The organism is Chitinophaga sp. HK235, assembly GCF_018255755.1.
Lineage (GTDB): Bacteria > Bacteroidota > Bacteroidia > Chitinophagales > Chitinophagaceae > Chitinophaga.
The window spans coordinates 4730747-4742462 of sequence record NZ_CP073766.1; the positions used below are offsets into that span (position 1 = coordinate 4730747).

The 11716-nt window shown below is 49.0% G+C and carries 10 protein-coding genes; 8 read left to right on the forward strand and 2 right to left on the reverse strand.

Translation table 11 applies throughout. From position 1 onward, the window contains the following. Positions 1–28: 28 nt before the first annotated feature. Together KD145_RS17410 and KD145_RS17415 are read right to left on the reverse strand one after the other, a co-directional pair. Positions 29–2425 carry a S9 family peptidase gene (locus KD145_RS17410; RefSeq protein WP_212000285.1) on the reverse strand — a complete coding sequence of 799 codons (2397 nt, stop codon included), beginning with the start codon at positions 2423–2425 and terminating at the stop codon, positions 29–31. Positions 2426–2547: 122 nt separating this feature from the next. Next, positions 2548–3234, reverse strand: a complete 687-nt coding sequence (locus tag KD145_RS17415) for a sterol desaturase family protein (protein WP_212000287.1) — start codon at positions 3232–3234, stop codon at positions 2548–2550. Positions 3235–3358: 124 nt separating this feature from the next. Here KD145_RS17415 and KD145_RS17420 point away from each other — a divergent pair, with 124 nt between their 5' ends. The 8 genes from KD145_RS17420 to cobU all read left to right on the forward strand — a co-directional run bounded on the left by KD145_RS17420 (position 3359) and on the right by cobU (position 11713). Next, a complete protein-coding gene (locus KD145_RS17420; protein WP_249219419.1) occupies positions 3359–4030 on the forward strand; it encodes a FadR/GntR family transcriptional regulator in 672 nt (223 codons plus the stop codon). 51 nt (positions 4031–4081) lie between these two features. Beyond that, positions 4082–5308: an MFS transporter gene (locus KD145_RS17425; RefSeq protein WP_212000289.1), complete on the forward strand. Its 1227-nt coding sequence runs from the start codon at positions 4082–4084 to the stop codon at positions 5306–5308. A 105-nt stretch (positions 5309–5413) separates the two neighbouring features. Then, entirely contained in the window at positions 5414–6319 is a 906-nt protein-coding gene (locus KD145_RS17430; protein ID WP_212000292.1) for a DMT family transporter, read from the forward strand. A 64-nt stretch (positions 6320–6383) separates the two neighbouring features. Next, positions 6384–7034, forward strand: a complete 651-nt coding sequence (locus KD145_RS17435) for a lipopolysaccharide assembly protein LapB (protein ID WP_212000295.1) — start codon at positions 6384–6386, stop codon at positions 7032–7034. Positions 7035–7104: 70 nt separating this feature from the next. Then, positions 7105–9051 carry a TonB-dependent receptor gene (locus KD145_RS17440; protein WP_212000296.1) on the forward strand — a complete coding sequence of 649 codons (1947 nt, stop codon included), beginning with the start codon at positions 7105–7107 and terminating at the stop codon, positions 9049–9051. A gap of 17 nt (positions 9052–9068) precedes the next feature. Continuing rightward, positions 9069–9665, forward strand: coding sequence for a DUF6580 family putative transport protein (locus KD145_RS17445; RefSeq protein WP_212000297.1), 597 nt, complete (start codon positions 9069–9071; stop codon positions 9663–9665). A 129-nt stretch (positions 9666–9794) separates the two neighbouring features. Next, entirely contained in the window at positions 9795–11129 is a 1335-nt protein-coding gene (locus KD145_RS17450; RefSeq protein WP_212000298.1) for a DUF5074 domain-containing protein, read from the forward strand. Between the two features lie 68 nt (positions 11130–11197). Further along, positions 11198–11713, forward strand: a complete 516-nt coding sequence (cobU, locus tag KD145_RS17455; protein WP_212000299.1) for a bifunctional adenosylcobinamide kinase/adenosylcobinamide-phosphate guanylyltransferase — start codon at positions 11198–11200, stop codon at positions 11711–11713. Positions 11714–11716 lie beyond the last annotated feature (3 nt).

The window sequence follows — 11716 nt, forward strand, 5'->3', positions numbered from 1 at the left end:
ATCAGAAAAATCACATAAATCACAGTTGTTATTGCTTAACGTACTTCGTCAGCCAGTTATCCATTTCCCACAGCATATGCAGGATACTTTCCTTAGCAGCATAACCGTGACTTTCCTGCGGGAGGAATACCAGTCTGGCTGTACCACCGTTGCCTTTGATAGCATTGTACAGCCTTTCGCTCTGGATGGGGAAAGTACCGGAGTTGTTGTCGGCTTCACCATGGATGAGCAGGATCGGTGTTTTGATCTTGTCTGCATAAGAGAAGGGCGCCATTTTGTAGTATACGTCGGGCGCCTGCCAGTAGGTACGTTGTTCGTTCTGGAAGCCGAATGGTGTGAGGGTACGGTTGTAGGCTCCGCTACGCGCGATACCGGCTTTGAACAGGTTGGTATGTGACAGCAGGTTGGCGGTCATAAATGCACCATAGGAGTGACCACCTACAGCGATGCGATTTTTATCACCGATGCCCATGCCGGTGATTTTTTCCACGGCAGCCTCAGCATTCATCACGAGTTGGTCCACAAAGGTATCGTTGGGTTCTTTATCCCCTTCACCAACGATAGGCATTTCGGTGGCGTCCATCACGGCAAAACCGCGGGTTACCCAGAAGATGGGCGAGCCATAGGTCACACGGGTGAACTTATATGCAGAACCCCTTACCTGGGCTGCATCGCTGGCAGATTTGTACTCACGCGGATACGCCCACATCAGCACCGGCAGACGGCCATCTTTAGCAGGATCGTAGCCTTTGGGCAGGTACAGCATAGCTGTGAGATCTACACCATCTTTACGTTTGTATTTGAGCAGTTGTTTCTGCACACCTTGCAGCTGTGGCTGCGGATGCGGGAAAGCGGTCAGTGCTGTGCCTGTTTTTTTCTTTCCACCTTCCAGGTAGTAGTTTACCGGCGTGGTAGCAGATTCGCGGGCCACCACAAAGATTAGTTTAGCCGGGTCTATCACCTGCGCCACCTGTTCATAATACGGAGCTTTGGAGCGCCATACGATGGTTTGTTTGCTGTTTTTCAGGCTGAAAGCAGACAGGAACGGGCGGTCGCCTTCCGGAGAAGCACCGGGTGCTGTCATCAGCAGTTCATTGGCCGGAGAAATATATAATACAGATCTGTCATATTGATTTTTTACCATTACCGGATCTCCGGGATCGTTGTAGCGGTCATTCTCAGAGCGGTCGATGACAGTCACTGGTTTTTGTTCCGGATGAGACGGATCGATACGGCTTACCTTAACAGTTTGTTTGGAGCTGTTGCCTTCTGATACCAGAGCAAGCTGTTGATTACCCCAGTTGATGCCGCTGAAGCGGTCCACTGTTTTCACCAGTTCGGCAGGTGTACCGGAGAATGGAGCTTCCAGTGTGTTCACCACATCACGGAAAGGCACTTCTTTTTTAGGATCACCGCCGTCGAGGGCCTGTACCCAGTACACTGTAGCAGGAGCATCGTTGCGCCATGCATAACTGCGGGGATAGTTGCTGGTAGCATCAAAGCCTTTAGGCCTTACTTCATCCAGCGGATTTTTGGAGAGCAGTTTGATATTTTCTCCTTTCAGATTCCAGATGCTGGTTTCTGTAGGGAAACGACCAGCGCCTACCAGGTAAGAGTAAGGACGGCTCAGTTGCTTTACCAGCAGATATTGTTTGTCTGGTGAAGGGCTGATACTCGCATAGACGCCGGGTTTGCCGATCACTGTTTCACCGGCAGCACTGATGATCACTGGTTCAGACTGGAAATAATAGTCGAACAGTTTTTCATCATAGGGATTTTTCAGCATGTCCTGGAAGGTAGCTGCAGGAGCGGCTTTACCGGAAGTCTGCTGTACAGTAGGACCTTCAGGTGCCAGTGGTTTTTCCGGGGCAGCACTGATGGCGGATGGTACAGACAGCACGAGGATGCGGTCTTCATCGATCCAGCGGAAAGCGCCATCAAACGTGTCGTTGAGGCGGCGGGCACTCATTTGTTTGGCCACGCCGGTGGTTACGTCAGCTTTCCACAGGGTGATGCTGTTGTTGGTGGTCACGGTGAAGGCTATACTTTTCTTCAGGGGTGACCAGGTTACGTTGGCGATGCGTGCATTGGCAGGCAGGCCGGTTACGGCTTGCTCTTTCAGGTTGTTGACATCTTTGATACGGATACCGGTTACATAGCTGGCACGGCTCGGGCCGAAGTTGGCCGGGTTGATACGGAGGCCGGCAAGGCGATATTCCGGCTGTGACAGTTCCTCAATAGTAGGAAAGCCGGTACGGTCCATAATCAGCATCAGATCGCCCTTGCTGCTGAAGGTTACTGAAGGCGATGGCGCAGCCATAGCCAGTTCCATAATACTCTGAGCAGGCGTCTGATATTTCAGCGCATCCTGTGCATAGGCACGGAAGGTGATGAACACCGATAGTGTTAGTACTAGTTTTCTCATAAAGCAGTTAGATTCTGAAAAATGAATCCGGCCAAAATAGTACATTAATTTGGTTATCGGAAGCGGGTTATATGAGTGGTCAAATGTACTGGCCGGCCTTTCGGGCTGTTATCCGTAACCGGTTACCGTTTCAGTGTCCCAAATAAACGGTCCCAGATGGTAGTGTAAAAGCCGAAGTTATAGTCTTCATGCCGGTGATGATCATGATGAAACGTAGACGTACCCAGGTATTTAACCAACGGCCACTGCCTTACTTTTTCGGGCATAGGCTCCACACCCAGATGGCCGGTCATACCAAATATCACATTGGCAATGTGGTATATAAGAAGACCGTAGATATTGGAGTTGAACGGTAAAAGCACTATCAGTAATAAAGCGCCGAAGCTGATGGTTTCGAGCGGATGCAACACAAAAAGGTCGATGGGTACCGGATCGATCGCTTCGTGGTGCAGGCGATGCAGCGGACGGTATAGAAAGGTTTTGTGGATGATATAATGGAAACCATACATCAGCAGGTCCATGGCCAGAAAATAAGCCAGTGCGTCTGTGAGGATGCGCCAGGATATGGCTGCGTTGATACGGATATAACCATGTTTCCACAAGAGGAATCCGGTAAAGGTGACGAGCGCATTGAGCAGGGTGGTGAGCAGACAGGTACGCCATTGCTGCCGGCTGTAGTTGAATATTTCTTTACGGGGACGGCGTAGCAGGATATTGCCCCATACCAGTACTATTAGCACGATCAGTGCATTTTCTGCCAGGAAAAATATCCACAGCAGCCAGGAAGGCCATTCGTACAAAACATTCATGGGTTATTCGGGATTTTACCGGTATCTCACGGCATCAATATTAGCATCAAATCTCAACATCAAAAAATCAGTGATGGTAGAAAAATTTCAAAATCTTTCCTTACCTTTGTAAACATCTGATGATATGATGATAACACCGCAACCTTTAAAACGTCAAAGTCTGGCTGAAGAAGTAGCCGCCAGATTGCAGGAACTGATCCTAACGGGTAAGTATACCACAGGACAGCAGTTGCCTACAGAACCTGAGCTGATGCAGCAGTTTGGCGTAGGTCGTTCCAGCGTGCGCGAAGCGGTGAAATGCCTGGCCAACAGAGGGCTGGTACGGGTACAACAGGGTGTAGGTACTTTTGTGATATCACAGATCGGTGTGGGAGAACCTTTCTCCCAGCGCTTGCAGCGGGCAGATTTTGAAGAACTGAACGAAGTACGGCTTTTACTGGAAGTAAAAATAGCGGAAAGGGCTGCCATACATCGGACCAATAAAGATATTGAGAAGATGAAAGGCTTTCTGAAAAAGCGGTTCACACATGCTACCGCCAACGAGCTGGAGGCCTGCATGCAGGCAGACATCAACTTCCATACAGCTATTGCGGAAGCGTCCAAAAATGAAATCATGCTGGATCTTTACAAGACCGTGGCCACCCACCTGAAAGAATCCTTCATCCTGCGCTACGGCAATACGGATTCTTTTATTGAGTCACAGTCACTCCATGATGCATTGCTGCAAAGCATTGTTGACAAGGATCCGTCAAAAGCGCTGCACTGGGCAACGAAGATCAGTAGTCATATCAAATAAATTTTTTTTATCCTTAAACATCAGATGATCTGACCTTAAACGAGTTTAACCATGGCAACACTCACCCAACAAGCGCCCCAAAAGGTAGCGCAACAAGCTGCCCAGCAGACCGTTTTTTCCATTCTGATAGCACTCAGCTTCACCCACTTCCTGAATGACACCCTGCAATCTCTGATACCAGCCATGTATCCGCTGGTAAGGGAATCGCTTAACCTGAACTTTACACAGGTAGGGCTGATTACGCTGACCTTCCAGATGTCGGCTTCTATTCTGCAGCCGCTGGTAGGTATGTACACCGACAAAAGGCCACAGCCTTTCTCGCTTGCAATAGGTATGGCCTTCACGCTGATAGGACTGGTAAGTCTGTCTTTTGCCCATTCCCTGCCTATGGTACTGGTATCAGTAGCGCTGATAGGCATTGGTTCTTCTGTATTTCATCCAGAAGCCTCCCGTATGGCGCGTATGGCATCCGGTGGAAAACATGGTATGGCACAGTCCCTGTTTCAGCTGGGCGGCAATGCCGGCAGTTCCCTGGGCCCTTTGCTGGCGGCGATGATCATTGTACCATTGGGGCAGTTCCATATTATCTGGTTTTCCCTGGTGGCCCTGCTGGCTATCGGTGTGATGATCTATCTGGGTAAATGGTATAAAGTCAATACGCACCGGGCCAAACCCAAGGCCATGAAGCTTCCGGGTCAACAGCAACAGCTGCCTGCCACCACGGTAGTGATATCACTGAGCATACTGCTGATACTGATCTTCTCCAAATACTTCTACATGGCCAGCATGACCAGTTATTATACCTTTTATCTGATGGACCGTTTCGGCATTTCTGTACAAAGTTCACAGGTATATCTGTTCATCTTCCTGTTTTCCGTAGCCGCGGGCACCTTTATCGGTGGTCCGGTAGGCGACCGTATCGGGCGTAAATATGTGATCTGGATATCCATACTGGGCGTGGCGCCGTTTTCCTTGTTGTTGCCACATGCCAATCTGTTCTGGACTGCGGTGCTGAGTGTATTCATTGGCGTTATACTGTCTTCTGCATTTTCTGCCATCCTGGTATATGCGCAGGAACTGCTACCGGGCAAAGAAGGCATGATAGCCGGACTTTTCTTTGGACTGGCCTTTGGTATGGGTGGTATTGGCTCTGCCCTGCTGGGCAAGCTGGCAGATGCCACCAGCATACAGTATGTTTACCAGATCTGTGCTTATCTGCCGTTAATAGGACTCCTCACCGGGTTCCTGCCAAATCTGGAAAAACAGCAGCATAAATAATTTTGTTCTTTATCAGTACAAAGGGCGCAGGGCTCGCAAAGATTTACCAGACTTTGCGTACTTTGCGCCCCTTGTTTTTGGGAGAAATAAAAAACAATTATCAACATGTGGAAAGGAATTCTGCTGGTGCTTACAGGTGCCATCAGCTTTGGAATATTATCAACGATCGTCAAACTGGGCTACCACGAAGGCTTTACCCTCGGCGAGCTGTGCAGCATACAGGCTGGCTTCGGGATGCTGGCATTATGGGGTATTCATCTGTTATCCGGTCGTACCACTTACGGACTTAAAAACAAAGATGTCCGGACTTGCTTTATCCTGGGAAGTTCAACCGGATTGGTGAGCATCACATATTATCAAAGCGTACAATATATCCCTGCCAGTATTGCTATTATTCTGCTGATGCAGTTTACCTGGATGAGTATGCTGGCCGAATGGCTGATTTATAAAAAGCGACCCAGTGCCATACAATGGGTGGCCGTAGCCTTTATTCTGACCGGCACCCTGCTGGCGGGCGGGGTATTCAACAGCAGCGGGCTTAACCTCGACTGGAGGGGCATTGGCTTTGGTGTGCTGGCAGCCATTTTTTACACCACCTTTATTGTGGTGAGTGGCCGGGTGGGCCAGTCACTTACGCCAGTGCTGAAAAGCGCCTGGATTGTAACAGGCGCCTTCCTGCTCATCACCCTGATATTCCCTCCTACCTACCTGTGGAACGGACGTTTGACCGCGCCGCCACTCTGGCTGTGGGGGCTGCCGCTGGCTACCTTCGGCACCGTACTGCCGCCTTTCCTGTTTTCCAAAGGAATGCCTCAGACAGGAGTGGCCCTGGGTGCCATTCTCAGTGCCGCTGAATTACCGGTGGCCACCATTGCCGCTACCATTGTCCTGCACGAACAGGTAACACCCCTGCAGATAGCCGGGGTACTGATTATCCTGTCAGCCATTGTAGCGGCCAATCTGAAAAAACGGAAAGCGGCCCTGGCCAAAAGCGAAGTATTAAACCCATGAGGTGTTTTTTTTATTTATCTTTGCCCCCGCTATTAGAACCTAGTGATTTACGAACAGTTTTTTCATGAAAGCATTTAACTTTTTTATCTTATATCGTTTCCCCATCGGGATTGTGTTATTTGTGGCCGGTATTGTACTCGGAGTTACAGTGGGATGGTGGGAAGCTACCCTCGTATTGTTGCTCGCTGTTATCTGTATCGCGACCCATCTTCTGTTTGGTCCTATGCGGCTGGTACAGGAAGCAGTAGAAGCTGGTGACATCGAACGCGCCACTGCCCTGATGAATATGGTGAAATTTCCTAAACTGCTGTATAAACCGATCCGTTCTGTATACTTCTTCATGCAAAGTAACATGGCCATGTACAGCAACGACCTGGACAAAGCTGAAAGCACTATCCGCCAAAGCATCCAGTCCGGCAGCCCGATGAAGGAATATGAAGGCATGCAGTACTTCCAGCTGGGTACCATCGCTTACCAGAAAAACGATCTGAAAACAGCAGACCAGAACCTGAAGAAAGCAGTACGTATGGGCCTTCCCGATAAGGAAAACACCGCTGCTGCCCTGCTCACACTGGCATCCATCGCCATGAGCCGCCGTGACTTCAAATCTGCCAAAGAATATTTCCGCAGAGCCAAAGCACAGAAACCTACTACCGCACAAATCGTCAACCAGATCAAGGAAATGGACAAATACATTTCCAGGATGCCGGGATGATAACAATATTTACTGAAAGAAAGGGCCGGATGATAAACCATCCGGCCCTTTCTTATTCGTAATTTCGCGCATGATGAAACTGAAACTTTACACACTTCCACTACTTTTATTGTCTGTTTCCGCTGCTGCACAGGACTCCCTGTACAGGATCAGCCAGCTGAATGAAGTTTCCGTGACCGCCACCAAAGGGCCACAGAAAGCCAGCGAAACCGGGAAGGTGATCACCATCCTCCCACATGAATACCTGGAGAAAAACAGCGGCAGAACCATCGCCGCTATCCTCAGCGAACAAGCCGGCATCACTATCAACGGCGCTCAGAACAACCGGGGCACCATACCCGAAGTATATATCCGCGGCGCCTCCAACGGCAACGCCCTGATACTGATAGACGGCCTGCCCGTTAACGATGCCTCCCAGATCGCCAACACTTTTGATCTCAACTTCATCTCCCCCGAACAGGTGGAAAGAATTGAAATACTCCGTGGCAGCCAGTCTACACTCTATGGCTCCAACGCAGTAGCCGGCGTAATCAACATCATCACCCGGAAAAACAACGGGAAAAAAATCGGCGTTTCTGCCAACACCAGCTACGGCAGCTATAACAATTTTCAGGGTAACGCCAACGTATATGGCAATGCCGGCAAATTCTCCTACCTGCTGGGCTACAAATATGAAAACGCTACCGGTTTCTCTGACGCCTACGACAGCACCGGTAAGGCCGGCTACGACAAAGACGGCTTCCAGCAGCATACCGTATTTGCCAAATTAGGTCTGCAGGCTACTTCCCGGTGGAGGCTCCAGTATCTGTTTAACTACAGCAACTACCACCACGACCTCGATGAAGGCGCTTTCATCGATGACAGAGACTATACCGGTAAATTCAAATACCTCCTCAATGGCTTCAGTAGCGAATACCAGTTCAGAAAAGGCAGCTGGCATGTGTTATACAGCTATCAGCAAACCAAAAGGGACATCCTGAATGACTCCGGTTATGTAGCCGCCGACGGGTATGGCAAATACGACCAGTCAGCTTTCTCCTCCAACATCCATCAGGTAGAGTCTTATGTAAACTGGAATGCGACCGATATCATCCGCGTAGTGGCCGGTGGTGCCTTTACCCGGGCCAATATCAATCAGTACGACTGGTATCTGGGCAACTATCCCGGCGCAACACCTTATATCACCGAGCTGTCGAAAGACAGTTCACATGCCAGCCAGACCAGCGTATATGCTTCTATGTTACTGCATAACCTGGGTGGTTTCAATCTGGAAGCCGGTGGCCGTTTGAATTACCATAATCTCTATGGCAGCAATCAAACATTCTCCTTCAATCCTTCCTATCTCATCAACAAAAACAATAAGATATTTCTTAATATATCATCCGCTTACCGGATTCCTTCCCTGTATCAGTTGTATGCTGCCGGTTATGGCAACAAGGACCTGAGACCAGAATCTACTGTCAGCTATGAAGCCGGTTACCAGGCCTCTGTAGCACACAATGCACTGGATTTTCGGGTGACAGGCTTTGCCCGCAATACAAAAGACCTGATCATTTTTTACACGGAAAGTTCCGGTCTAAGCCATTATGCCAATGCCGATAAACAGCAGGCTTATGGTGCAGAAGCAGAGGTGAACTGGCATATCACACGGCGGCTGAACCTGAATGTGAACTATACTTACGTAGACGGCCGTCTGAAAACGGTTCAGAACGGAAAAGACACCTCCTGGTATAATCTCTACCGGATTCCCAAACATGCCGTGAACGCTACATTGGGCTATCAGATAACCCCTGCCCTGTATGCCAGTGCTACCTACCGTTATACTGGTGAACGTTACCAGGCCAAACAGCCGATGGGTGATTATTACACACTGGACCTTTATGGTGAGTATAAATTTGGTAACTTGCTTAAAATTTTTGCCGGGTTCAGAAATATTACCGATTATCAGTATTTTGATATCCTTGGCTATAATTCCCGCCGGTTTAACTGGAATACCGGTATCACTTTAAATTTGTAAACATTAAAACCAACATAATGTCTTTAAAGAATCTTAATCCCCGATTTGGTATACTGCTGCTGTTTATGCTGGCAGCTGGTATTATACGCGTGATGTTGGGAGCTGATCAGTCTACTCTCCAACCGATCGCCATGTTTACTCCGGTAGGAGCAATGGCCCTGTTTGGTGGTGCTTCCTTCTCCGAAAAATGGAAATCATATGCTTTCCCGCTGCTGACATTGTTTTTGAGTGATTTGGTACTGATGCAGGTTTTCCACCCGGAATATGCACAAGGTCTGTTATACAAAGGCTGGATGGCTAACTACATCAGCTTTGTGTTTATCGTGCTGGTTGGTCAGCTGATGATCCGCAAGATGAGCGCGGGCCGTATTGCCCTGGCTTCTGTGGCAGCAGCACTGGTACATTTCACTGTTTCCAACTTCGGCGTATGGCTGAGCGGTTCCACTGATATCACCACCGGTTTGCCTTACACCCAAGACCTGGCCGGCCTCACCAAATGTTATATTCTCGCCATACCGTTTATGCAGTATTTCCTGGTAGGAACCCTGGTATACAGCGCGATCTTCTTCGGTAGCTTTGCACTGGTACAACGCAAGCTGCACCTGGCCCGCTAAGATATTTTTCCGATTTTTTTATTTAGAGATTTACTTATTGTTACAGAGCACGCTGGTTATTTTTGATAATCAGCAGCGCTGTAGCAATAGCTAAATCTCTAAATGTTTACATAAACAAATAATCCTACCATGCGAAGATTTACTCTCCGACTTCAGCAGCTCTTTCTACTGGCAGCAGCTGTAATGCTAACTTTTTCCGCCTGTACCAAAGAGAATGTTGCAGCAATTGTTGTTCCTGTGATCAGCAGCCCTGGCCTGAAAGACGGAAAAGATACCATTGCTGTTGGTGATACCCGGGTGTTAAGCCCCCAGCTGACCAATGCCAACAATGCTACTTTTCTGTGGCTCGTGAATGGCGTACCTTCCGGCAGTGACTCCACATTTACCTTTACTCCCACTACCTCCGGCGACTATACGATTTCCTTCAAGATAAGCTCCGGCAACAGTTTCAATTCCTTCTTCTACCGGATCAAGGTTACTGATAAATATGATAACGGTTTCTTTATCGTGAACGAAGGCTGGTTTGGCCATGGCCCCGGAGATGTTAACTTCTACCGTTACGGAGATGATACCGTGTATCAGAACATCTTCCAGCGGGAGAATCCTGGTAAAACACTGGGTACTACCACTGAGTTCGGTGCTATCTACAACAACCGGATTTACCTGTTGTCCAAACAGGGACCGATGGTAATAGCAGATGCACACAACATGAAGGAAATAGGTCGTATAGCCCAGTTGCCTGCTGACGGACGGGCTTTCTGCGGTATCAATCCTAATCTGGGCCTTATCTCTACTGTTAATGGCATCTACCAGCTGAACCTGCAAACACTGACTGTTGGAGCTAAAATAGCCGGCATTGATGGTCAGGTAGGTACTATGCTGAAAGAAGGCAATTATGTGTTTGTCATGTCTCAGAACAATGGTATCGTAGTGCTGAACGCCAGTGATTTCAGCATTGTAAGCACCCTGGTAAAAGCAGACATCGGGCTGGCCCGCACACCGGACGGTACTATCTGGGCGGGTGCCGGTCAGAAGCTGTTTGCCATTGATCCGGCGACACTGACCGTTACCAATATCGATGTGCCTTTCACGCTCAACGGTGCCTGGGGTGCCTGGAACGCCACCATGATCAGTGCTTCCTCCATTGAAAACGCTGTGTTCATCGCTAAAACCAATGCCTGGGGCGCTGGTGGCAGAGAGATCTACAAATATCAGCCGGGCAACCCTTCTTCCCTGCAAACACCTTTCGTGACTTTGCCGGCGAACAGAGAGCTGATCGGCGCCGGTTTCCGGTATAATCCGAACAATAACACCCTGATAGCCACGGCTGTTGAGCCAGGCTATGGGGACCACTATAAACAGAACACACTGTTTATCTATGACGCCACTACAGCAGCTACGATCAAGAGCATTCCTTACGAAGGCTTTTTCTTCCCTGCTATTCCGGTGTTCAACAAACAATAAATTCACCCGGGTTGCGAATAACAAGGACCATGCGTTATTCGCAACCCGTTATCGCAATTTGAAGAGATATGATTACGCTGGTGACAGGTGGAGCCCGGTCCGGTAAAAGCAGGTATGCGCAGGAACAGGCGCTTACAGAGAGCCAACAGCCGGTATATGTGGCCACCGCCAAAGTATGGGATGAGGATTTCGCACAGCGTATCCAACGCCATAAAACAGAACGCGGCTCCCAATGGACCAACTATGAGGAAGAGCTGTATGTCAGCAAACTTCCGCTCGGGGGTAGAACCGTTGTGGTTGACTGCGTTACATTGTGGCTGACGAATTTTTTCACGCTCCACGATTATGATGCCGACAAAACGCTTGCTGCTCTGCAGGCGGAGATCGACGCCCTTCAACAACAACAAGGCCACTTCCTGATCGTTACCAATGAAATAGGTATGGGCGTACACGCCGAAACCGCGGTGGGACGGAAGTTTACAGACCTTCAGGGCTGGGCCAATCAATATATAGCACGCATAGCCGATACCGTAGTGCTCATGATTTCAGGGATCCCTGTTGTGATTAAAAAACAGGAAAAATAAATA

Coding starts and splice junctions, on each gene's coding strand:
- KD145_RS17410 (WP_212000285.1), bottom strand. CDS start 2,425: ATGAGAAAACTAGTACTAACACTATCGGTGTTCATCACCTTCCGTGCC.
- KD145_RS17415 (WP_212000287.1), bottom strand. CDS start 3,234: ATGAATGTTTTGTACGAATGGCCTTCCTGGCTGCTGTGGATATTTTTC.
- KD145_RS17420 (WP_249219419.1), top strand. CDS start 3,359: ATGATGATAACACCGCAACCTTTAAAACGTCAAAGTCTGGCTGAAGAA.
- KD145_RS17425 (WP_212000289.1), top strand. CDS start 4,082: ATGGCAACACTCACCCAACAAGCGCCCCAAAAGGTAGCGCAACAAGCT.
- KD145_RS17430 (WP_212000292.1), top strand. CDS start 5,414: ATGTGGAAAGGAATTCTGCTGGTGCTTACAGGTGCCATCAGCTTTGGA.
- KD145_RS17435 (WP_212000295.1), top strand. CDS start 6,384: ATGAAAGCATTTAACTTTTTTATCTTATATCGTTTCCCCATCGGGATT.
- KD145_RS17440 (WP_212000296.1), top strand. CDS start 7,105: ATGATGAAACTGAAACTTTACACACTTCCACTACTTTTATTGTCTGTT.
- KD145_RS17445 (WP_212000297.1), top strand. CDS start 9,069: ATGTCTTTAAAGAATCTTAATCCCCGATTTGGTATACTGCTGCTGTTT.
- KD145_RS17450 (WP_212000298.1), top strand. CDS start 9,795: ATGCGAAGATTTACTCTCCGACTTCAGCAGCTCTTTCTACTGGCAGCA.
- cobU (WP_212000299.1), top strand. CDS start 11,198: ATGATTACGCTGGTGACAGGTGGAGCCCGGTCCGGTAAAAGCAGGTAT.